Genomic DNA, 22,887 nt, shown 5'->3' on the forward strand with positions numbered 1-22,887 from the left:
AGTCTGTCACTCTGTCGGCGTCGACTGAGGCGTATTCGTCCGAACCGCTCGGGGAGCTGTACATGGGGGCCATTCCGGTGCAACGGGAGACCATCACCCGTGCCTGCGATGCGCCTGCGCCCGGAAACGAGTGCGCGCAGACCCGCACCGTCCTCCCCGGCAGCCCCCTCTCCCCGGGCTCCGCCCGCACCCTCGTGCGCGCCGCCCTCGACGACTGGGCCTCCTCCGGACTCCCCGGCACCGAGCACCTGAGCGAGCGGCTCCTCGACGACGCCGTCGTGGCCGTCAGCGAACTCGTCACCAACGCCGTCGTGCACGCCGGCACCGAGGTCGAGCTCAGCTGCCGACTGGAGGAGGACGGCGCCCTCCTCGTCGAGGTCCTGGACCACCACCCCTCACGCGCCCCGCGCGACGGGGAGCTGGAGGCGCCGTACGAGACGCCGGAGTACGGGCGCGGGCTGCGGCTGGTGTCCCGGCTCGCGGAGTCCTGGGGCGTCACCTACCGCACCGGCGCCAAGACCGTGTGGGCGCGGCTGCCCGCCGAGGACCCGGTGCCGCTCAAGGACGACATCGAGGCGTACGCCGAGGAACGCGCGCTGGAGCGCGGGCTGCGGGTCGCCGAGATCCTCGCCCCGGAGCCTCCCCCGCTCTCGAATCCGCTCGAGCGGGGGTACCCCCATCGGGCCGAGCGCGAGCGGGACTGGCTCAACCGGGGCGCCCTGTCCTTCCTCGCCGAGGCCTCCGACCTGCTCGCCGGGCAGCTCGACGAGAACCTCGTCGCCGCGCTCGCCGGCCAGCTGATCGTGCCGAGGCTCGCGGACTGGTGCGCGGTCTGGCTGGAGGACGAGGTCGCCGGGCGCTGGGGTTACGCCCGCTCCGGCGACGGGGACAGCGGCGGGGGCTGGGCCGTGGACGGCATCGCCGGGACCGGGCCCCGGCTCGCCCGGGTCTGGCACGGCTCCGAGAACCTCATCGAGGAACTGCGCCGGGCCCTGGAGAAGGAGCCGCCGCTGCCGCCCGACAACCACCGCACCGGGCCCGTCGCCTATCCCTGGCCCGGTGACGCGCTCGGCCGGCGCCAGGAGCACGGCACCGCGCTCGCGTACCGCCTCATCGCCGGCGGCCACCCGCTGGGCACGCTGGTCATCGGGCGGGCCGACCTCCTGCGCTTCCCCGACGAGGTCACCGGACTGGTCGAGGACCTCAGCCGCCGGGTCGCCCTCGCCATCGGCGCGGCCCGCCAGTACGCCCGGCAGGCCACCATCAGCCGGGTCCTGCAGCGCGGACTGCTGCCCGGCGCCGTCGCGGAGATCCCCGGCGTGGCCAGCGCGCTGGTGTACGAGCCGTGCGACAAGGGCGGTCCCAGCGGCGACTTCTACGACCTCTTCCCGGCCCGCGACGGCCGCTGGTGCTTCGCCATCGGCGACGTCCAGGGCAAGGGCCCCGAGGCGGCCGTGGTGATCGGCATCGCACGGCCCTGGCTGCGGCTCCTCGCCCGCGAGGGCTACCGCGTCTCCGACGTCCTGGACCGCCTCAACCAGCTCCTCCTCGACGACGCCACGGAGGCCGCGGACGCCGCCGCCCGCGCCCTCGTCGGCCCGGCGGCGCCCGGCGACGGCCCGCAGACCCGGTTCCTGTCCCTGCTCTACGGCGAGCTCACGCCCTTCGAGGGCGGCATCCGCTGCACCCTCGCCTCCGCCGGCCATCCGCTGCCACTGCTCCTCGGCGCGGACGGCGAGGTCCACACCGCCGCCCAGCCGCAGACCCTCCTCGGGGTCGTCGAGGACGCGACGTACACCAGCGAGACCTTCGAGCTGCGCTCCGGCGACACCCTGCTGTGCGTGACCGACGGCGTCACCGAGCGGCGCAGCGGTACCCGCCAGTTCGACGACGGCGACGGCCTCGCGACCGCGCTCGCGGGGTGCACGGGCCTGAACGCCCAGCTGATCGCGGAACGGATCCGCCGCCTCGTGCACGAGTTCGGCGGCCGCCCGCCCGAGGACGACCTGGCGCTGCTGGTGCTCCAGGCCGAGTGACCGACGGGGAGGGACACCCGCTCAGTACGGGACAATGGAACCCATGCCCTCCGCACTCCCCGACGGCGAGCCCGTCCCCGACGACGGCGCGCTGCCCGCCTCCGCACTCGCCGGGACCGCCGACCGCCCCCTCGGCTTCTATCTGCACGTCCCGTACTGCGCGACCCGCTGCGGCTACTGCGACTTCAACACCTACACCGCGACCGAGCTGCGCGGCACGGGCGGAGTGCTGGCGTCCCGCGACAACTACGCCGACACCCTCGTCGACGAGGTCCGCCTGGCCCGCAAGGTCCTCGGCGACGACCGGCGCGAGGTCCGCACGGTCTTCGTCGGCGGCGGTACGCCCACCCTGCTGGCCGCCGATGATCTCGTGCGGATGCTGGGGGCGATCCGCGACGAGTTCGGGCTGGCGCCGGACGCGGAGATCACCACGGAGGCGAACCCGGAGTCGGTGGACCCGGCATATCTGGCCACCCTCCGCGAGGGCGGATTCAACCGGATCTCCTTCGGCATGCAGAGCGCGAAGCAGCACGTGCTGAAGATCCTCGACCGCACGCACACCCCCGGCCGCCCCGAGGCATGCGTCGCCGAGGCCCGCGCGGCGGGCTTCGAGCATGTGAACCTGGACCTGATCTACGGCACCCCGGGCGAGTCCGACGACGACTGGCGGGCCTCGCTGGAGGCGGCGCTCGGCGCCGGACCCGACCATGTGTCGGCGTACGCCCTGATCGTCGAGGAGGGCACCCAGCTGGCCCGCCGGATCCGCCGGGGCGAGGTCCCGATGACGGACGACGACGTCCACGCGGACCGCTACCTGATCGCGGACGAGGTGATGTCGGCGGCCGGTTTCGACTGGTACGAGGTCTCCAACTGGGCCACCTCCGAGGCCGCCCGCTGTCTGCACAACGAGCTGTACTGGCGCGGCGCCGACTGGTGGGGCGCGGGCCCCGGAGCCCACTCGCACGTCGGCGGGGTGCGCTGGTGGAACGTCAAGCACCCCGGCGCGTACGCGGCGGCCCTGGCGGCGGGGCGGTCACCGGGCGCCGGCCGTGAACTCCTGTCGGACGAGGACCGCAGGGTCGAGCGCATCCTGCTGGAGCTCCGCCTGCGCGAGGGCGTGCCCCTGGCGCTGCTGCGCGAGGAGGGCCTGCGGGCGTCCCGCCGAGCCCTGTCGGACGGGCTGCTGGAAAGCGGTCCGTACGAGGAGGGGCAGGCCGTCCTGACGCTGCGCGGGCGGCTGCTGGCGGACGCGGTGGTGCGGGACCTGGTGGACTGAGCGGGCGTACCCGGCCGGCCCGGCCGCCCTACGCCGGTGTCGTGACGAAGTCGATCAGTTCCTCCACCCGGCCCAGCAGCTCCGGCTCCAGGTCCTTGTAGGAACCCACCCGCTTGAGGATCGCCTGCCACACCGCCCCGATGTTGTCCGACGGCCAGCCCAAGGCACGGCACACCCCGGTCTTCCAGTCCTGGCCGTGCGGGATGCGGGGCCATGCCTCGATGCCGAGGGCCGACGGCTTCACGGCCTCCCAGATGTCGATGTACGGGTGGCCCACCACCAGGGCGTGCTCGCTCGTCACCGACTCGGCGATGCGCCACTCCTTCGTCCCGGGGACCAGATGGTCCACGAGGACGCCGAGGCGCGCGTCCGGACCGGGTGCGAATTCGGCCACGATCGACGGCAGGTCGTCGACGCCCTCCAGGTACTCCACGACCACGCCCTCGATGCGCAGGTCGTCGCCCCACACCTTCTCGACCAGCTCGGCGTCGTGCCGGCCCTCCACGTAGATGCGGCCGGCGCGGGCCACGCGGGCACGAGCGCCGGGGACGGCGACCGAACCGGAGGCGGTACGGGTCGGGCGGGCCGGAGCCGTACCCGACGGGCGGACCAGCGTGACGACCTTGCCCTCCAGCAGGAATCCGCGCGGCTCCAGCGGGAACACCCGGTGCTTGCCGAAGCGGTCCTCCAGGGTCACCGTGCCCGCCTCGCAGCGGATCACCGCGCCGCAGAACCCCGTGCCGGGCTCCTCCACCACCAGGCCGGGCTCCGCCGGTACCTCGGGGACGGGCTTGGGCTTCTTCCAGGGCGGGGTCAGGTCCGGGGAGTACTGGCGCATTCGGATGACGATAGGAGAAGCACCCCCGCGCTCACTGCGACACGCCGAATTCCGACGCGAGCTCGTCGCGCTGGCGCCGTACGAACTCCGCGTCCACCACCGCTCCGTGACCGGGTACGTACAGCGCGTCCTCGCCGCCCAGGGACAGCAGCCGGTCCAGCGCGGCAGGCCAGTGCGAGGGCACCGCGTCGGACCCGGCCTGGGGCTCGCCCGACTCCTCCACCAGATCTCCGCAGAAGACCACCTCCCGGTCGCCCGAGACGTCACCCGGCACGAGCACCACCAGGTCGTGCGCGGTGTGCGCGGGGCCCACGTTCGCCAGCAGGACCCGGCGGCCGCCGCCCAGGTCGAGCGTCCACTCGCCGCTGACCTGGTGACGGGGCCGGATCAGCGCGTCCACCGCCTCCTCCGCCGCGGCCGGATCCAGACCGTTGCGCACCGCGTCGCCCCGCAGCTCCTCGCGCGCCTGCCGGCCCTCCAGCACCGTGTCCATGCCGACCGGGCCGTAGACCTCCGCGCCCGCGAACGCCGCCGCCCCGAAGACATGGTCGAAGTGGGGATGCGTCAGCGCGAGATGAGTCACACGGTGACCGGCGAGCCACTGCGCCTGCGTACGCAACCGAACGCCCTCCGCCAGGCTCGACCCGGCGTCGACGAGCAGCGCGGTGCCGTCCCCCACGACCAGCCCCGCCGTGCAGTCCCAGCCCGGAAGCCGGCACCGGCCCACCCCGGACGCCAGCCGCTCCCATCCCAGCTCTTCCCAAGTCACCGTCATGCGGCGACGCTAGCGGGGACACCCGCGTCGAGCACGGCGGACCTGGCCCGGCCTTGCCCGGGGTGTACCCCACCGCCGTACACTGGCCGGGGACGGCTGGCACTCGGATGGACAGAGTGCCAGGAAAGATGTCAAGGGGAACGACTTCTGGAGGTGTGCGCGAGATGCTGAGTGAACGCAGGCTCCAGGTGCTGCGCGCCATCGTCCAGGACTACGTCGGGACGGAGGAGCCGGTCGGCTCCAAGGCGCTCACCGAGCGGCACAACCTCGGCGTCTCCCCGGCGACCGTCCGCAACGACATGGCGGCGCTGGAGGACGAGGGCTTCATCGCCCAGCCGCACACCAGCGCCGGGCGCATCCCCACCGACAAGGGCTACCGGCTGTTCGTCGACAAGCTCGCCGGCGTCAAGCCGATGACCCCGCCCGAGCGGCGCGCCATCCAGAACTTCCTCGACGGCGCGGTCGACCTCGACGACGTCGTGGCCCGCACGGTACGGCTGCTCGCGCAGCTCACCCGGCAGGTCGCCGTCGTGCAGTACCCGTCGCTGACCCGGTCCACCGTCCGGCACGTCGAGCTGCTCTCGCTCGCGCCCGCGCGGGTGATGCTCGTGCTGATCACGGACACCGGCCGGGTCGAGCAGCGGATGATCGACTGCCCGGCGCCCTTCGGCGAGGCCTCGCTCGCGGACCTGCGGGCACGGCTGAACAGCAAGGTCGCGGGGCGGCGCTTCACCGATGTGCCAAGGCTCGTCGAGGACCTCCCCGAGGCCTTCGACATCGAGGACCGCGGCACCGTCTCGACCGTGCTCTCCACCCTCCTGGAGACACTCGTCGAGGAGAACGAGGAGCGGCTGATGATCGGCGGTACCGCCAATCTCACCCGCTTCGGGCATGACTTCCCCCTCACCATCCGGCCGGTCCTGGAAGCCCTGGAGGAGCAGGTCGTCCTCCTCAAGTTGCTTGGCGAGGCCGGGGATTCGGGCATGACCGTGCGGATCGGGCACGAGAACGCCTATGAGGGACTCAACTCCACTTCCGTGGTCTCGGTGGGCTACGGTTCGGGCGGCGAGGCAGTCGCCAAGCTCGGCGTGGTCGGACCGACCCGCATGGATTACCCGGGAACGATGGGAGCGGTACGCGCAGTGGCACGTTACGTCGGACAGATCCTGGCGGAGTCGTAAGTGGCCACGGACTACTACGCCGTGCTCGGCGTGCGTCGCGACGCGTCGCAGGAAGAGATCAAGAAGGCCTTCCGGCGGCTCGCTCGCGAGCTGCACCCGGACGTCAACCCGGATCCGAAGACCCAGGAGCGGTTCAAGGAGATCAACGCCGCTTACGAGGTGCTGTCGGACCCGCAGAAGAAGCAGGTCTACGACCTCGGCGGCGACCCGCTGTCCCAGGCGGGCGGCGCGGGCGCGGGCGGCTTCGGCGCCGGTGGCTTCGGCAACTTCTCGGACATCATGGACGCCTTCTTCGGTACGGCGTCCCAGCGCGGTCCGCGCTCGCGCACCCGGCGCGGCCAGGACGCGATGATCCGGCTGGAGGTCGAGCTCGACGAGGCGGCCTTCGGCACGACGAAGGACATCCAGGTCGACACGGCCGTCGTCTGCAACACCTGTAACGGTGAAGGGGCCGCACCCGGCACCTCCGCCCAGACGTGTGACATGTGCCGCGGCCGCGGTGAGGTGTCGCAGGTGACGCGGTCCTTCCTGGGCCAGGTCATGACATCGCGGCCCTGCCCGCAGTGCCAGGGCTTCGGCACCGTCGTCCCGACGCCGTGCCCCGAGTGCGCCGGCGACGGCCGCGTGCGGTCCCGGCGGACCCTGACGGTCAAGATCCCGGCCGGTGTCGACAACGGCACCCGGATCCAGCTCGCCGGCGAGGGCGAGGTCGGGCCCGGCGGCGGTCCCGCCGGTGACCTGTACGTCGAGATCCATGAACTCCCGCACTCGACGTTCCAGCGGCGCGGCGACGACCTGCACTGCACGGTGACGATCCCGATGACGGCGGCGTGCCTCGGCACGAAGGTGCCGCTGGAGACGCTGGACGGCATGGAGGAGGTCGACATCCGGCCCGGCACCCAGTCCGGCCAGTCGATCCCGCTGCACGGCCGCGGTGTCACGCATCTGCGGGGCGGCGGCCGAGGCGACCTCATCGTGCACGTCGAGGTCCAGACCCCGACCAAGCTGGACCCCGAACAGGAACGCCTCCTGCGCGAACTGGCCAAGCTCCGCGGCGAGGAACGCCCCCAGGGACAGTTCCAACCCGGTCAGCAGGGGTTGTTCTCGCGGCTGAAGGACGCCTTCAACGGTCGCTGACGGGTGGGGGGAAGTCCCGGCCCGGAGCAAGGGGAAGGGCCGATTCGGACTTGTTCGGAGGACGTGACAACATGCCGTCATGTCCTCCGCGCTGACCGATCTTTTCCCCCATCCGATCGTGCAGGCCCCCATGGCGGGCGGCGTCTCCGTGCCGCACCTCGCTGCCGCCGTGTCCGAGGCCGGTGGGCTGGGGTTTCTCGCCGCCGGGTACAAAACCGCCGACGGGATGTACCAGGAGATCAAGCAGCTGCGGGGACTGACCCAGCGCCCCTTCGGCGTCAACCTGTTCATGCCGCAGCCCGAGTACGCCGACGCGGCCGCCGTGGACGTCTACCGCCATCAGCTCGCCGGTGAGGCCGCCTGGTACGAGGTCGAGCTGGGGGACCCGGACAGCGGCCGCGACGACGGCTACGACGCCAAGCTCGCCGTGCTCCTCGACAACCCGGTACCGGTCGTCTCCTTCCACTTCGGCGTGCCCAGCGCCGAGGTGCTGGAGTCCCTGCGCCGCGCCGGCACCGTCACCCTCGTCACCGCCACCACCCCGGACGAGGCACTCGCCGTGCAGCGGGCCGGCGCCGACGCCGTGATCGTGCAGGGCGTCGAGGCCGGCGGGCACCAGGGCACCCACCGCGACCACCCCGAGACCGACGGCACCGGCATAGGGCTGCTCTCGCTCGTCGCGCAGGTCCGCGAGACCGTGAGCCTGCCGCTGGTCGCCGCCGGCGGCATCATGCGCGGCAGCCAGATCGCCGCCGTCCTCGCGGCCGGCGCCAGCGCCGCCCAGCTCGGCACCGCCTTCCTGATCACCCCGGAGTCAGGCGCCAACGCCCTGCACAAGCAGGCGCTGACCAACCCCCTGTTCGTCCGCACCGAGCTGACGCGCGCGTTCTCCGGACGCCCCGCGCGCGGCCTCGTCAACCGCTTCCTGCGCGAGCACGGCCCGTACGCTCCCGCCGCCTACCCCGAGGTCCACCACCTCACCTCGCCGCTGCGCAAGAAGGCCGCCGCGTCCGGCGACCCGCAGGGCATGGCGCTGTGGGCGGGGCAGGGCCACCGCATGGCCCGCGAACTCGCCGCCGGGCGGCTGGTGGAGGTCCTGGTCGCGGAATTGGACGCGGCGTCGACAGCGTTGTCGGGCTTCCCGAAGGGCGGTGCGACCGGATGACCGCGCCGGTGTTCGTCGTCGAGTCGCTGGAGCGGGCCGGTGGCGCCGAGTTCGTGCTCGACGGGCCCGAGGGCCGGCACGCCGTCTCGGTGAAGCGGCTGCGGGCCGGCGAGGACGTCGTCCTCACCGACGGGCACGGCCGCTGGGCCGAGGGCGTCGTCAAGGCGGCCGAGGGCAAGGACCGGCTGGTGCTGGAGCTCGGTGCCGTGGCCGAGGAGGCCCCCGAGCGGCCCCGGATCACCGTCGTGCAGGCCCTGCCCAAGGGCGACCGCGGTGAACTCGCCGTCGAGACCATGACCGAGACCGGCGTCGACGCGATCGTGCCGTGGGCGGCCGCCCGGTGCATCACGCAGTGGAAGGGCGAGCGGGGCGCGAAGGCGCTCGGCAAATGGCGGGCCACCGCCCGCGAGGCCGGCAAGCAGTCCCGCCGGGTGCGCTTCCCCGAGGTCGCGGACGCGGCGACGACCAAGCAGGTCGCGGCGCTGCTCGCGGCCGCCGACTTCGCCGCCGTACTGCACGAGGACCGCGACTACGGCAGCGAGGCCCTCGCGAGTGCCGACCTGCCGGCCGAGGGCGAGATCGTGCTCGTCGTCGGGCCGGAGGGCGGGGTGTCGCCCGAGGAACTGGCCCTCTTCGAGGAGGCCGGGGCGAAGGCGTACCGTCTGGGCCGTACCGTCCTGCGCACCTCCACCGCCGGAACCGCGGCGACGGCACTGCTCCTCGGCCGCACCGGCCGCTGGTCCTGACGGGAGGGACGTCCGCCGTGGAACTCGCCCAAGTACGGCTGCTGGTCACCGACTTCGCCGCCTGCTACCGCTTCTACGCCGACGTCCTCGGCCTCAAGCCGCAGTCCGGGGCGACGGACGGGCCGTACGAGAAGTTCAGCCCCGCCACCGGCTCGGCGGGGATCGCCCTCCAGGACCGGGTCATGATGGCCGAGACCCTGGGCGAACTCGGCGACGACGCCGCCGGCCATCGCTCCATGGTCGTCCTGCGCGTGGACGACCTGGACACCTACTGCGCCCAGATCACCGCCCGCGGCGCGACCCTCATGCACGGCCCCGCCCCGATGACCGACCGCATGCGGGTCGTCCACCTCAAGGACCCGGAGGGGAACCTGGTGGAACTCCAGGAGTGGCTGCTGCTGCGCGGCTGACCTCGACGGTCTCGACGACCGCGTGGAACAGCTCCCAGCCGTCCAACTCGCGCTTGCCCGGCAGTGGTTCGCGCCGCGCGGCCTCGTCGACGAGGGCCCGTACGACCCCCGGCTCGCGCAGGTTGAGGAGAGGCGGAGGTTCAGGACCTCACGGCACATGTCTCCGTCGCGGTGCTTCATTCGATTGTGATGTCCGAGGTCCTGGAGTGGCCGTATGCGCTCTACCGCGTCGGCGGCGACAGTGGCAGGCTGCCCTCCCATGGGGGCATTGAGCAGGGTTTGGGGTTGTGCGGGGCGTCGGCCTCGCGGCGTGCGGGTGGCCGGTGCCGCCGGGCTTGCCGTGGTCGCGGTCGGCGGGCTGGGCGCCTGTGACCCGGGCGGACTGAGCAGCGCGACCGTCGCGTTCACCACCGACCAGACCGTGACCGCGGAACTGGAGCGGCAGAAGGCCGATGTGCAGTGGCTCAACTGCACCGGCTCCTACGACGGCGGCGGCAACAAGAGCTCCGGTGCCACGGCGAGCGAGAACACCGTCGTCAAGGTCGACTGCGAGGGCGAGACGGGCGACGGCAAGGACATCGTCGTCACCGGCCGGATCACCCGGGCCGTCAGCGGCTCCTGTGTGCGCGGGGACCTCGTCGCCAAGGTCGGCGGCAAGGAGTGGTTCCACGTCAACGGCCTGGGCAAGTGCGACGCCACGCCCTCGCCGGTGAACCCCGGCGGCGGACAGCAGCCCGGGCCCACCGTCACGGTGACCGTCACGAAGACCGTCTACTGCAAGGAACATCCGAACTGCTGGCCGGAGGGCAAGTGACCGCTTTCCCCGGGCGGCGCGGGCAAGTGATCCAAGGGGCTGTTCGCGCACGCCGCCCTTGCTTAGGGTGATCGGGTGACACAGTCCGCGACGGCCGTGACGACCTCGGCCTCCCTCCCGCCGGCCGCACATCCCTCGTCCGCGTATCTGCGGTATCCGCATCTGCGCGGCGACCTGGTCGCCTTCACCGCCGAGGACGACGTGTGGATCGCCCCCCTCGACGGCGGCCGCGCCTGGCGGGTCAGCGCCGACAACGTGCCGGTCTCCCGGCCGCGCATCTCGCCCGACGGCACGACCGTCGCGTGGACCTCCACCCGTGACGGCGCTCCCGAGGTGCACATCGCGCCGGTCGACGGCGGCCCCTCCAGGCGCCTTACGCACTGGGGCAGTTGGCAGACCCGGGTGCGCGGCTGGACCCCGGACGGCCGGGTCCTCGCGATCAGCACCCAGGGCCAGGCCGGCAGCCGCCGCACCTGGGCCCACACGGTCCCGCTCGACGGCGGCCCCGCGACCACCCTGCCGTACGGCCCCGTCGGCGACGTCGTGCACGGGCCGCACCTGGTGCTCGCCTCCGCGCCGATGGGTCTGGAGGCCGCCCGCTGGAAGCGCTACCGCGGCGGCACGGCGGGCAAGCTGTGGATCGACCGGGAGGGCGGGGGCGACTTCGTACGGCTGCACGAGGAGCTGGACGGGAACCTCGAGGACCCCGTGTGGGTGGGGGACCGGATCGCCTTCCTCTCCGACCACGAGGGCGTCGGGGCCCTGTACTCCTCCCTCGCCGACGGCTCCGATCTGCGCGGGCACACAGCTGTCGACGGGTTCTACGCCCGGCACGCCGCGAGCGACGGCACCCGGGTCGTGTACGTGTCCGCCGGTGAACTCATGCTGCTGGACGACCTCGACGGCGCCGAGCCGCGCCGGCTGGACATCCGGCTCGGCGGGCAGCGCACCGACCGGCAGCCGTACCCGCTGAACGCCGCCCGCTCCTTCGGGGAGGCCGCCCCCGACCACACCGCGCGCGGCAGCGCCGTCTGCGTCCGGGGCAACGTGCACTGGGTCACCCACCGTTCCGGCCCCGCCCGCGCACTGGCCGCCGAGCCCGGCGTACGGGCGCGGCTGCCCCGCACCTTCCGCGCGGACGGCGAGGAGTGGGTGGTGTGGGTGACGGACGCCGAGGGCGACGACGCGCTGGAGTTCGCCCCGGCGACCGGGCTCGCGCCCGGGGCCACCCCGCGCAGACTGGCCGCCGGACAGCTCGGGCGGGTGCTGGAGCTGGCCATGGCGCCCGACGGGAGCCGGGCGGCGGTCGCCGCGCACGACGGCCGGGTGCTGTTCGTCGAGCGGGAGAGCGGCGAGGTCCGCGAGGTCGACCGCAGCGTGGACGGCGACGTGTCGGGGCTGGTGTTCTCGCCCGACTCGGCCTGGCTCGCCTGGTCGCACCCCGGCCCGCGCCCGCTCGCCCAGCTCAAGCTCGCCAACACCACCGACCTGTCGGTCTCCGAGGCGACCCCGCTGCGATTCCAGGACTACGCGCCCGCGTTCACGCAGGACGGCAAGCACCTGGTGTTCCTGTCGACGCGCGCCTTCGACCCGGTCTACGACGAGCACGTCTTCGACCTGGCCTTCGTCGTCGGCTCCCGCCCGCACCTGATCACGCTGGCGGCCACGACCCCGTCCCCCTTCGGCCCGCAGCGGCACGGCCGTCCCTTCGACGCGCCGGACAAGGAGGAGACACCCGACAGCGAGGGCACCCCCGCCACCCGCATCGACCTCGAAGGGCTCGCCGACCGGATCGTGCCGTTCCCCGTCGAGGCCGCCCGCTACACGCACCTGCGGACCGCCAAGGACGGTGTGCTGTGGCTGCGCCACCCGGTGCAGGGCGCGCTCGGCGCCTCCCGGGCCACGCCCGACGACCCCGAGCCCAAGACCGAGCTGGAGCGCTACGACCTCCTGCAGCGGCGCGTCGAGCATCTCGCCGACGACGCCGACGACTTCGAGGTCAGCGGCGACGGCAAGCGGGTCCTGCTGTGGACCGACAGCAGGCTCAAGGTCGTACCGAGCGACCGGCGGGCCTCCGGCGACGAGGACAGCGACTCCAACATCACCGTCGACCTGACCCGCGTACGGCAGCGGATCGACCCGGCCGCCGAGTGGCGGCAGATGTTCGACGAGGCCGGCCGCATCATGCGGGACCACTTCTGGCGGCCCGACATGAGCGGCGTGGACTGGCCGGGCGTCCTGGACCGCTACCGCCCGCTCCTCGACCGCGTCGCCACCCACGACGACCTGATCGACCTGCTGTGGGAGGTGCAGGGCGAGCTGGGCACCTCGCACGCCTACGTCGCCTCGCGCGGCGGGTACGGCGGCGGCGCCCGGCAGGGGCTGCTCGGCGCCGACATCTCCCGCCACGAGGAGGGGAGTTGGCGCATCGACCGCATCCTGCCGTCGGAGACCTCCGACCCCGACGCACGGGCACCGCTGGCCGCGCCCGGCGTAGCGGTGCGGGCCGGCGACGCGATCGTGGCCGTGGCCGGGGTGCCGGTGGACCCGGTGACCGGGCCGGGGCCGCTGCTCGTCGGCACGGCGGGCAAGGCGGTCGAGCTGACGATCTCGCCGGCCGGCGGCGGGGACGTACGGCACGCGGTCGTGGTGCCCGTCGCGGACGAGCAGCCGCTGCGCTACCACGCGTGGGTCGCGGACCGGCGGGCGTACGTCCACGAGAAGTCCGGCGGCCGGCTCGGCTACCTCCATGTCCCGGACATGCAGGCGCCGGGCTGGGCCCAGATCCACCGCGACCTGCGGATCGAGGTGGCCCGCGAGGGACTCGTCGTGGACGTCCGGGAGAACGGCGGCGGGCACACCTCCCAGCTCGTCGTGGAGAAGCTGGCCCGGCGGATCGTCGGCTGGGAACTGCCGCGCGGGATGCGGCCGTACAGCTATCCGCAGGACGCGCCCCGGGGGCCGGTGGTGGCGGTGGCGGACGAGTTCTCCGGGTCGGACGGGGACATCGTCAACGCGGCGATCAAGGCGCTCGGCCTCGGACCGGTCGTGGGCACCCGGACCTGGGGCGGGGTGATCGGGATCGACAGCCGGTACCGGCTGGTCGACGGCACGCTGATCACCCAGCCGAAGTACGCCATCTGGCTGGAGGGCTACGGCTGGGACGTCGAGAACCACGGCGTCGACCCGGACGTGGAGGTGTTCCAGCGCCCGCAGGACTGGGCGGCGGGCCGGGACGCCCAACTGGACGAGGCGATCCGCCTGGCGCTGGAAGGGCTCGAGGAACGGCCGGCCAAAACACCGCCGAGTCTGCCCACCTAGGGGCGCGGGGAACTGCGCGATCAACCCCCACGTGGCGGCACCCGACGACGATACGATGCCCCCCGTAAACCACACCGGCCCAACCCCCGGAGGGAACATGGCAGGGGAGCCGCAGGACGACTGCTTGTTCTGCAAGATCGTCGCGAAGCATGTTCCGGCGACGATCGTGCGGGAGACGGAGACGACCGTCGCGTTCCGGGACATCAACCCCCAGGCGCCCACCCACGTCCTGGTCATCCCCAAGGCGCACTACAAGGACGCCGCCACCCTCGCCGCCGCCGAGCCGGCCCTCGCCGCGGACGTCCTGCGCGAGGCCCAGACCGTCGCCGACGAGGACAAGCTGGAGAGCTACCGCGTCGTCTTCAACACCGGTGCCGGTGCCGGCCAGACCGTGTTCCACGCGCACGCCCACGTGCTCGGCGGCCGTGGCCTGCAGTGGCCCCCCGGCTAGGCCGAAGTCGTCGTGTCCGTACGTGAGTTGGTCGTCCTCGGGACGGCGAGCCAGGTCCCGACCCGGCACCGGAACCACAACGGCTATCTGCTGCGGTGGGACGGCGAGGGCATCCTCTTCGATCCCGGCGAGGGCACACAGCGCCAGATGCTGCGGGCCGGCGTCGCGGCCCATGACCTGAACCGGATCTGCGTCACCCACTTCCACGGGGACCACTCGCTGGGCCTCGCCGGGGTCATCCAGCGGATCAACCTCGACAAGGTCCCGCACCCCGTCACCGCCCACTACCCGCGGTCCGGGCAGCGTTTCTTCGACCGGCTGCGGTACGCCACCGCCTACCGCGAGACCGTCGAGCTCACCGAGGCCCCGGTCGACACCGACGGCGTCATCGCCGACACCGGCGGCTACACCCTGCACACCGCCCGGCTGTCGCACCCCGTCGAGTCGTACGGCTATCGCCTCGTCGAGCCCGACGGCCGCCGCATGCTGCCCGAACGGCTCGCCGCGCACGGCATCAAGGGCCCGGACGTGGGCCGGATCCAGCGCGAAGGCGTCCTCGACGGTGTCTCTTTGGACGACGTGAGCGAGTTCCGGCGCGGGCAGCGGTTCGCGTTCGTCATGGACACCCGGCTGTGCGACGGCGTGTACGCCCTCGCCGACGGCTGCGACATGCTCGTCATCGAGTCGACCTTCCTGGACGAGGACGGCGAACTCGCCGCCGAACACGGTCACCTTACCGCCGGTCAGGCGGCCCGGGTCGCGCTCGACAGCGGCGTACGTCACCTCGTGCTCACCCACTTCAGTCAGCGCTACACCGAGCCGGACGAGTTCGAGCGGCAGGCACGGGACGCCGGTTTCGGCGGGGAGCTGACGGTGGCGCACGACCTGCTGAGGGTCCCGCTACCGAAACGTCGGTAATGCAGCCGTACGATGCTTTGATGCCCCTCCCCAAAGCAGAACTGCACCTTCACATCGAAGGCACTCTCGAACCCGAGCTCGCCTTCGAACTGGCCGCCCGCAACGGCGTCCGGCTGCCGTACGCCGACGCCGGCGAGCTCGGCAAGGCGTACGAGTTCGAGGACCTCCAGTCCTTCCTGAACCTGTACTACGAGCTCATGGCCGTCCTGCGCACCGAGCAGGACTTCGCGGACCTCGCGAACGCCTACCTCGCGCGGGCCGCCGCCCAGGGCGTGCGGCACGCGGAGATCTTCTTCGACCCGCAGGCGCACACCAAGCGGGGCGTCGGGCTGGGCACCGTCGTCGAGGGGCTGTGGCGGGCGCTGGGCAGCAGCGAGGCGAACCACGGGGTCTCCACCCGGCTCATCATGTGCTTCCTGCGCGACGACTCCGCCGAGTCGGCGATGGAGACGCTGCGGGCCGCCGAGCCCTATCTCGACCGGATCACCGGCGTGGGCCTGGACTCGGCCGAGGTCGGCCACCCGCCGGTGAAGTTCCGCGAGGTCTACGAGGAAGCCGCCCGGCTAGGGCTGCGGCGCGTCGCGCACGCCGGCGAGGAGGGCCCGCCCGCGTACATCACCGAGGCCCTGGACGTCCTCGGCGTCGAGCGCGTCGACCACGGGCTGCGCTGCATGGAGGACCCGGCGCTGGTCGAGCGGCTGGTGCGGGAGCGGGTGCCGCTGACCCTGTGCCCGCTGTCCAACGTGCGGCTGCGGACCGTCGACACCCTCGCCGACCACCCGCTGCCGGCGATGCTCGACGCCGGTCTCATGTGCACCGTCAACTCCGACGACCCGGCCTACTTCGGCGGGTACGCAGGCGACAACTTCGACGCGGTGCACTCGACGCTGGGCCTGGACCGGGAACGGCTGCGCGAGCTGGCCCGCAACTCCTTCCTCGCCTCCTTCCTGGAGGACGACGAGGAACTGCGGGCGCGGTACTTGGCCGAGGTGGAGGGCTACGAGTTCCGCTAGCGCTCCGGGCGGCCGCTCAGATGGCGGCGGTCAGGCGGTCGGGGGCGGCCGGGGTGGCCTCGACGGTGTCCAGCGGGATCTCGACGACCTCGACCACCTCCGCCGTCTCGGCGATCTCGCCGCTCGTGCGGGTCAGGCGGCCCAGCGCCACCGCCGTCATGGGCACGGACACGACCAGCAGCCCCACCGCGAGGACCGCGCCCATGACCGGGAACCCGGCCTGCGCCGACAGCACGCTCCCGGCCAGCGGGCCCGCCGCCGTGCCCAGCGACGCCGCCGAACCCACGAGCACCGCCCAGCGGCCCCGCGGGTCGAGGGAGGCGGCGAGCCCGATGACGTACGACAGGACGATCGGGTAGATCGTGTTCCAGGCGATCTCGCCGGTCGCGAAGGTCGTCAGGTCGGTGGCGGACGCACTGAGCGCGATGCAGCCCGCGATGAGGACCGTGCCGGCGCCGATCGGCATGGCGAGGCCGAGACGCGGGCCGAGCGCGCCCGCCCCGGTTACGCCGAGCAGCCCGGCGCCGAGCGCGATGGCGAACACGGCGCCGACCGTGGCCTCCGTCAACTGGGCCTGCGTCAGGCCTATCCGGCCGCTGACGCCCCACAGCGAGTTCTGGGCCAGCGACCAGCACAGCATGCAGGCGGCCAGGACCAGGCCCGGACGGCGATGGGGGAGCCGTGCGGCGGGCCGGCGTGACTCCACCGTCGGCGCGTCGACCGGGATACGGCCCGTCAGCGGCCATACGGCGAGCGCGGTGAGCGCGATGGCGGCCAGCGGCTGGCCATGGCCCGGACCGAGGTGCGGGACCGTCAGATAGACGGCGCCCGCGAGAGCGGAGACGCCCAGCAGGCCGGCCGTGGTGGTCCGGTGCGGGTCCCTCCCCCACGCTCGAACACCCTCGCGCCGGGGGACCCCCATGGCGGCGATACGGGTGGCGGCGACGGCGGTGGCCGTACCGGAGCCGAAGCCGCCGATCAGGACGCCGAGGACGACGGCCGGGACGGCGTGCGCGAGGGCCCCGCCGCCGTAGCCGAGCAGGGCCAGGGTGAGGCCGATCCGGGCCAGCCTGCGGGCGCCGAAGCGGTCCACGCGGGAGGCCAGCAGGAAGCCTGCCGAGGCCGAACTCAGCAGCAGCGCGCTGCCGACGGCTCCGGCCTGGGTGGGGGAGAGCGGAAGTCCGGAATCGAGCCTGCCGACGACGGTCGGCAGCAGATACGGAGCGAGGTACCCGGCCGTGAAAAGGGCAACGAGAGGCCAGGGGGTGGTGCGGGGGGCGAACACGGGCGGTCCCAGGGCATGCGAAAGGAGCGGCACAGAAAAGGGGGAGGGGCGCATGCCGTCGACGGACAGGACCGCGCGGGCAATTTGTATCAAGCGGAGGGAGCCGCGAAAAAGTGGGGACGGAGTGATCTGAGGCACATTCCGTTTGTGGTGGGGGAAGGGGGGTAGCAGTGGCGCTCGCCCGGGCCTTCGGCCGGCGCTCTCAGCTGCGCCAGTGCACCGAGCCGCCCCCGCCGCCGGGGGCCCTCGCCTCGATCTTCGCGCGGGTCTCGCGCATCACCGCCACGATCCGCTCCTCGTGCGCGGCCGACAGCCGGGCCACCGGCACCGAGCAGCTGATCGCGTCCTGTGCCGGGGTGTCGTAGCGCAGCGCGAAGCCGAAGCCGACGATGCCGAGGACGCCCTCCTCGCGGTCGATCGACCAGCCGCGCGCCCGCACCCCGGCCAGATCGGCGGCCAGTGCCTCGCGGCTGGTGCGGGTGTTGGGGGTGAGGGCCCGGTAGGGGCCCTCGGGCAGGTCGGCGTCCGGGCGTTCGGCGAGCAGCGCCTTGCCCAGGGCGCCGACGTGCGCCGGCAGCCGGCGGCCGACCCGGCTGATCGTCCTGAGGTACTCGTGCGACTCGCGCGTCGCCAGGTACGCCACGTCCCGGCCGTCCAGTCGCGCCATGTGGATCGTCTCGCCCAGCGCCTGCGACGCCTCGTCGAGGTACGGGCGCACCAGGCGCACGCGCGGGTCGGAGTCGAGGTAGCTGGTGCCGGTGAGCAGGGCGTGGATGCCGATGCCGTAGAGCGAGCCGGTGACGTCGGTGCGGACCCAGCCGCGCGAGATCAGGGTCTGGAGCAGCGCGTACATGGAGCTGCGCGGCACCTCCAGCTCGTCGGCCAGCTCCTGGAGGCGCGCGGGCCGGTCGCCGCGCGCGGCGAGGAGTTCGAGGAGCTCGACCGTGCGCGCCGCGGACTTCACCTCGCGTACGCCGCCTGTCTCTGACATGGGCCGATCGTAATCGGACGGACCGTGCGATTGACGGTCACGGTTCGCGTATCTAATCTCAGTTCTTATACGTGGAAGACGTCTACATGGGGAGATGACGAGGGTGAGCCTCGATACGGACACCGACACGATCCGCCGACTGCGGGACGGCATGGCACGCGGCGTGCTGTCGTTCCCGCTGACGAGCTTCCACGACGACGGCTCGCTGGACCCGGACGGCTGCCGCGCCCATGTCGCCGCCCAGCTCGCCACCGAACCCGGCGCGGTCTTCCCGGCCTGCGGCACCGGCGAGTTCTTCTCGCTGGACGAGGACGAGTACCGCGTCGTCGTCACCGCGGCCGTCGAGGAGGCCGGCGGCCGGGTGCCCGTGGTGGCCGGGGTCGGGTACGGCTGGGCGCAGGCCGCCCGGTTCGCGCGGATCGCCGAGGAGGCCGGCGCCGACGCCCTGCTCGTCCTGCCGCACTACCTGGTCGCCGCCCCGCAGGACGGTCTGGTCGCCCAGCTGGAGCAGCTCGCGGCCCGGACCCGGCTGCCGCTCATCGCCTACCAGCGGGGCCAGGTCACCTTCACCGCCGACTCGTTGCGCCGCATCGCGCGGATCCCCGGCGTCATCGGGCTCAAGGACGGCCACAGCGACCTCGACCGCCTCCAGCGCCTCACGCTGGCCGCGCCCGAGGGCTTCCTGTTCTTCAACGGCGCCTCCACCGCCGAGATCCAGGCCCGCGCCTACGCCACCGTCGGCGTCCCCGCCTACTCCTCCGCCGTGCACGCCTTCGCCCCCGAGATCGCGAACGCCTTCTTCGCCGCCCTGCGCGACGGCGACCACGGCTTCGCCGACAAGCTGCTGCGCGACTTCTACGTCCCGCTCGTCGAACTGCGCGACCGGGTGCCCGGCTACGCGGTCTCCCTGGTGAAGGCGGCAGCCAGGCTGCGCGGCCGCCCCGTCGGACCCGTCCGCGCCCCGCTCACCGACCCGTCGCCCGGCGACCTGGCCGAGCTCAGGGCCCTGCTCGTCACCGGACTCGACCTCGTGGGAGCGGTGCTGTGAACCTCACCGTCACGGACGTACGCCTGACCCCGATCCTGGTCGCCGACCCGCCGCTGCTGAACACCCAGGGCGTCCACCAGCCGTACACGCCCCGACTGATCGTGGAGGTCGAGACGGCCGACGGGATCACGGGCGTCGGCGAGACGTACGGCGACACCAAGTACCTGGAGCTGGCGCGGTCGTTCGCGCGGAAGCTGGTCGGACGCGAGGTCACGGATCTGAACGGCCTGTTCGCCGTCGCCGACGCGGTGGCCGTCGACCGGTCCCGGGTCTCCGGCCAGGTCGACGTCGGCGGGCTGCGCGGCGTCCAGACCGCCGACAAGCTGCGGCTGTCCGTCGTCTCCGGCTTCGAGGTCGCCTGCCTCGACGCCCTCGGCAAGGCGCTCGGACTGCCCGTGCACGCGCTGCTCGGCGGGAAGGTGCGGGACGCGGTCGAGTACAGCGCGTATCTGTTCTACAAATGGGCCGCCCATCCGGAGGGCGTGCGCGCCGAGAAGGACGACTGGGGCGCCGCCGTCGACCCGGCCGGGGTCGTCGAGCAGGCGCGCAGGTTCAAGGAGACGTACGGCTTCACGTCCTTCAAGCTCAAAGGCGGTGTCTTCCCGCCGGACGAGGAGATCGCGGCCGTACGGGCGCTCGCCGCAGCCTTTCCCGGGCATCCGCTGCGGCTCGACCCCAACGGGGCCTGGTCGGTGGAGACCTCGCTGAGGGTGGCGCGGGAGCTCGGGGACGTCCTGGAGTACCTGGAGGACCCGACCCTCGGCACGGCGGGCATGGCCGAGGTCGCCGCGCGCACCGGTGTGCCGCTGGCGACCAACATGTGCGTGACGACGTTCGCCGAGATCAAGGAGGCGTTCACCAGGGACGCCGTGCAGGTCGTCCTCTCCGACCACCACTACTGGGGCGGGCTGCGCAACACCCGGCAACTGGCGGCGATCTGCAGCACCTTCGGTGTCGGGGTGTCCATGCACTCCAACACCCACCTCGGCATCTCCCTGGCCGCGATGACCCACGTGGCGTCCACCGTGCCGGACCTCCACCACGCCTGCGACTCCCACTACCCCTGGCAGTCCGAGGACGTCCTCACCGAGCGCCTCACCTTCGAGGCCGGCAGGGTCGCCGTGCCGGACGGCCCCGGACTCGGCGTCGAACTCGACCGCACCCGCCTCGCCGAGCTGCACCGCCGGTGGCTCGATGACGACGGCTCCCACAGGGACCGCGACGACGCGGCGGCGATGCGGATCGCGGAACCGGGGTGGGTCACACCGGAGGTGCCGCGCTGGTAGGAGCGGCCCGGGACGGGTGACGGCCGCTCGACCTGCACGGGCGGGCGGCTCGGGCAGGATCGTGGTGGCGTTGTCAGTGGCTTGGTGCACACTGGCCAGATCGGCACCACGTCAGGGAGCGCACCGTGACCACGCCCACCGCGCCCACCGGAAGAGGACCCTCGCCCCAGCGGCCGTCGGCCATGGCGGCGGGGCCGTACCGCCGCGCCCAGGTCGACCCGCTCGCCGGCCTGCGCGCGCCCGCCGACCCGCCCTGGGACGTGTACCTCACGGGCACCGTCTTCCTGGACATCATCTTCACCGGCCTCGACTCCGCCCCGGTGCGCGGGACCGAGTCCTGGGCGCGCGGCATGGGCTCCAGCCCCGGCGGCGTGGCGAACATGGCCACCGCCCTGGCCCGCCTCGGCCTGCGGACGTCCCTCGCGGCGGCCTTCGGCGACGACCACTACGGCGACTACTGCTGGGACGCGCTGGAGCAGGGCGAGGGCATCGACCTCTCGCCCTCGCGCACGGTCCCGGGCTGGCACTCGCCGGTCACGGTGTCGATGGCGTACGAAGGGGAGCGCACGATGGTCTCCCACGGCCACGAGCCGCCCCCGGAGCCGGTGCCGCTGCCCGAGGGGGCACCACAGTGCCCGCCGCGCGCCCGTGCCGCCGTGGCCTCCCTGGTGCCGGGCATCCGCGCGCCCTGGATCGCGCAGGCCGCGAGCAAGGGCGCCCGCATCTTCGCCGACGTCGGCTGGGACGACACCGGAGCGTGGGACCTGGCGGGACTGGCGGACCTGGAGCACTGCGAGGCATTCCTGCCGAACGCGCAGGAAGCCATGCGGTACACGCGCACCGACTGCCCCCGCAAGGCCGCCCACGCCCTGGCCGAGCATGTGCCGCTGGCGGTCGTCACCCTCGGCGCGGAGGGCGCGTACGCGGTGGACGGCGGGACCGGCGAGACCGCCGTGGTCCCGGCCATCGCCGTGGAGGCACTGGACCCGACCGGCGCCGGTGACGTCTTCGTCGCCGGGTTCGTCACCGGTACCCTGGCCGACTGGCCGCTCGCCGACCGTCTGGCCTTCGCGGGCCTGACGGCCGCCCTCTCCGTCCAGGAGTTCGGCGGCTCCCTCTCCGCCCCCGGCTGGGCCGAGATCGGCGCCTGGTGGCGTCAGGTCCGCTCCCTCGACCGGCAGGACCCCGAGGCCCTGAGCCGGTACGCGTTCCTGACGGACCTGGTGCCGAAGGACGCGGGAAGACCCTGGCCGCTGCGCAGAGCGGTGCCGACGATCGGGTTCAGACGGTCGGCGTGAGAGTGTGCTCAGCTCGGCGTCGCCGGGGTCAGCACCACGAAGTCCGCGTTCGACGGGTCCACGCACACGGCCAGCCGGCCGACGCCCTCGGCGTCCTCCGGGCCCATCTGCACACTGCCGCCGTTCTCGGTGACCTTGGCGACCGCCGCATCGCAGTCGTCGACGTTGAAGACCGGGTGCCAGTACGGCCGCCCGCCCGCCAGCGCGAGGTTCTCCGCCGGGAGCTCCATGAGGCCGCCCTGCATCCGCTCCTCGGGCAGCCCGGCGGGCGTGATGATGGTGTACGCGCCACCGCCGCCCGGCAGTTCCATGTCGCCGTACTGCCAGCCGAAGATCCCGGCGTAGAACTCCTTCGCGGCCGTGGCGTCGGTCGTGTACAGCTCGGTCCAGGACAGCGAGCCCGGCTCGTCCGCCAGCTCGAAGCCCGAGTTCTTACCCGGCTGCCACACGGCGAACTGCCCGCCCAGCGGATCGGTGAACTGCGCCATCCGGCCCCAGTCCTCCAGGTCCATCGGCGCCACCCGCACCGCGCCGCCCGCGTTCTGCACCGCCTGCGTCGTGGCGTCCGCGTCCGGGACGGTGTAGTAGATCATCCAGGCCGAGCGCGCACCCTCCTCGGTGAGCTTGCCGAGCCCGGCTACGGTCTTGCCGTCCTTCTTGAACATGCCGCCCTGGAATTCCTCGTCCTCACCCATGGACTCGTACTCCCAGCCGAGCACCGCACCGTAGAAGGCCGCGGAGGCCCGCACGTCGGGAGCGCCGAGGTCGAGCCAGCAGGGGGAACCCGGGGCCTGGTCGGTGGTGATCATGACGATTCCCTTCCGCCGATCCTGTATGCCCTCAGCGTGACACCGGGCACTGACAATCGCCCGCCGACGTTTCTCGCCCCCGCTGCCCC

20 protein-coding genes are annotated in these 22,887 nt (G+C 73.0%); 15 read left to right on the top strand and 5 right to left on the bottom strand.

All coding sequences use genetic code 11. The features are described from left to right. Positions 1 to 62: 62 nt before the first annotated feature. Both CP983_RS28980 and hemW read left to right on the top strand, forming a co-directional pair. The gene (locus CP983_RS28980) at positions 63 to 2,036 is read left to right on the top strand and encodes a SpoIIE family protein phosphatase (RefSeq protein WP_150502752.1); all 1,974 of its coding nucleotides are present in this window, start codon (positions 63 to 65) and stop codon (positions 2,034 to 2,036) included. A 43-nt stretch (positions 2,037 to 2,079) separates the two neighbouring features. After that, positions 2,080 to 3,312, top strand: a complete 1,233-nt coding sequence (gene hemW, locus CP983_RS28985; RefSeq protein WP_150502754.1) for a radical SAM family heme chaperone HemW — start codon at positions 2,080 to 2,082, stop codon at positions 3,310 to 3,312. Positions 3,313 to 3,340: 28 nt separating this feature from the next. On the opposite strand, the gene CP983_RS28990 is transcribed toward hemW, so the two are convergent. Then, positions 3,341 to 4,150, bottom strand: a complete 810-nt coding sequence (locus tag CP983_RS28990) for a DUF3097 domain-containing protein (protein WP_150502756.1) — start codon at positions 4,148 to 4,150, stop codon at positions 3,341 to 3,343. Between the two features lie 31 nt (positions 4,151 to 4,181). After that, on the bottom strand, positions 4,182 to 4,925 hold the full coding sequence (locus tag CP983_RS28995; RefSeq protein WP_125525159.1) for an MBL fold metallo-hydrolase: 744 nt from the start codon (positions 4,923 to 4,925) through the stop codon (positions 4,182 to 4,184). Positions 4,926 to 5,089: 164 nt separating this feature from the next. On the opposite strand from CP983_RS28995, the gene hrcA reads away from it, so the two are divergent. The 10 genes from hrcA to CP983_RS29045 all read left to right on the top strand — a co-directional run bounded on the left by hrcA (position 5,090) and on the right by CP983_RS29045 (position 16,081). After that, a complete protein-coding gene (gene hrcA / locus CP983_RS29000; protein WP_030967637.1) occupies positions 5,090 to 6,106 on the top strand; it encodes a heat-inducible transcriptional repressor HrcA in 1,017 nt (338 codons plus the stop codon). Then, positions 6,107 to 7,243 (top strand): molecular chaperone DnaJ, encoded by a 1,137-nt coding sequence (gene dnaJ, locus CP983_RS29005; RefSeq protein ID WP_107906603.1) that lies wholly within the window; start codon positions 6,107 to 6,109, stop codon positions 7,241 to 7,243. 79 nt (positions 7,244 to 7,322) lie between these two features. Continuing rightward, entirely contained in the window at positions 7,323 to 8,408 is a 1,086-nt protein-coding gene (locus tag CP983_RS29010; protein ID WP_107906604.1) for a nitronate monooxygenase, read from the top strand. Next, complete coding sequence (locus tag CP983_RS29015; protein WP_150502758.1) at positions 8,405 to 9,154, top strand: 16S rRNA (uracil(1498)-N(3))-methyltransferase; 750 nt, start codon at positions 8,405 to 8,407, stop codon at positions 9,152 to 9,154. Before CP983_RS29010 ends, CP983_RS29015 begins: the two co-directional genes overlap by 4 nt. A gap of 17 nt (positions 9,155 to 9,171) precedes the next feature. Further along, the gene (locus CP983_RS29020) at positions 9,172 to 9,564 is read left to right on the top strand and encodes a VOC family protein (RefSeq protein WP_107906606.1); all 393 of its coding nucleotides are present in this window, start codon (positions 9,172 to 9,174) and stop codon (positions 9,562 to 9,564) included. Positions 9,565 to 9,823: 259 nt separating this feature from the next. Further along, positions 9,824 to 10,378: a hypothetical protein gene (locus tag CP983_RS29025; protein WP_373309813.1), complete on the top strand. Its 555-nt coding sequence runs from the start codon at positions 9,824 to 9,826 to the stop codon at positions 10,376 to 10,378. Positions 10,379 to 10,474: 96 nt separating this feature from the next. Continuing rightward, positions 10,475 to 13,699, top strand: a complete 3,225-nt coding sequence (locus CP983_RS29030; protein ID WP_150506955.1) for a S41 family peptidase — start codon at positions 10,475 to 10,477, stop codon at positions 13,697 to 13,699. Between the two features lie 97 nt (positions 13,700 to 13,796). Then, on the top strand, positions 13,797 to 14,150 hold the full coding sequence (locus tag CP983_RS29035; RefSeq protein WP_107906607.1) for a histidine triad nucleotide-binding protein: 354 nt from the start codon (positions 13,797 to 13,799) through the stop codon (positions 14,148 to 14,150). A 12-nt stretch (positions 14,151 to 14,162) separates the two neighbouring features. Continuing rightward, on the top strand, positions 14,163 to 15,068 hold the full coding sequence (locus CP983_RS29040) for a ribonuclease Z (RefSeq protein ID WP_150502760.1): 906 nt from the start codon (positions 14,163 to 14,165) through the stop codon (positions 15,066 to 15,068). A gap of 20 nt (positions 15,069 to 15,088) precedes the next feature. Then, positions 15,089 to 16,081, top strand: a complete 993-nt coding sequence (locus tag CP983_RS29045) for an adenosine deaminase (RefSeq protein ID WP_150502762.1) — start codon at positions 15,089 to 15,091, stop codon at positions 16,079 to 16,081. Between the two features lie 16 nt (positions 16,082 to 16,097). Here the strand turns inward: CP983_RS29045 and CP983_RS29050 are convergent, their stop codons facing one another. Both CP983_RS29050 and CP983_RS29055 read right to left on the bottom strand, forming a co-directional pair. Beyond that, positions 16,098 to 17,366 (bottom strand): MFS transporter, encoded by a 1,269-nt coding sequence (locus CP983_RS29050; RefSeq protein ID WP_150502764.1) that lies wholly within the window; start codon positions 17,364 to 17,366, stop codon positions 16,098 to 16,100. Between the two features lie 202 nt (positions 17,367 to 17,568). Continuing rightward, positions 17,569 to 18,357, bottom strand: coding sequence for an IclR family transcriptional regulator (locus CP983_RS29055; protein WP_150502765.1), 789 nt, complete (start codon positions 18,355 to 18,357; stop codon positions 17,569 to 17,571). 151 nt (positions 18,358 to 18,508) lie between these two features. Here CP983_RS29055 and CP983_RS29060 point away from each other — a divergent pair, with 151 nt between their 5' ends. The 3 genes from CP983_RS29060 to CP983_RS29070 all read left to right on the top strand — a co-directional run bounded on the left by CP983_RS29060 (position 18,509) and on the right by CP983_RS29070 (position 21,989). Next, complete coding sequence (locus CP983_RS29060) at positions 18,509 to 19,405, top strand: 5-dehydro-4-deoxyglucarate dehydratase (protein WP_373309821.1); 897 nt, start codon at positions 18,509 to 18,511, stop codon at positions 19,403 to 19,405. Then, positions 19,402 to 20,691 carry a glucarate dehydratase family protein gene (locus CP983_RS29065; protein WP_150502769.1) on the top strand — a complete coding sequence of 430 codons (1,290 nt, stop codon included), beginning with the start codon at positions 19,402 to 19,404 and terminating at the stop codon, positions 20,689 to 20,691. Before CP983_RS29060 ends, CP983_RS29065 begins: the two co-directional genes overlap by 4 nt. Positions 20,692 to 20,873: 182 nt before the next feature. After that, positions 20,874 to 21,989, top strand: coding sequence for a carbohydrate kinase family protein (locus tag CP983_RS29070; RefSeq protein WP_150506957.1), 1,116 nt, complete (start codon positions 20,874 to 20,876; stop codon positions 21,987 to 21,989). Between the two features lie 8 nt (positions 21,990 to 21,997). Here CP983_RS29070 and CP983_RS29075 read toward each other — a convergent pair whose 3' ends face one another. Then, entirely contained in the window at positions 21,998 to 22,798 is an 801-nt protein-coding gene (locus CP983_RS29075) for a VOC family protein (protein ID WP_150502771.1), read from the bottom strand. Between the last annotated feature and the right edge of the window lie 89 nt (positions 22,799 to 22,887).

The organism is Streptomyces chartreusis, assembly GCF_008704715.1.
Taxonomy (GTDB): Bacteria; Actinomycetota; Actinomycetes; order Streptomycetales; family Streptomycetaceae; genus Streptomyces; species Streptomyces chartreusis.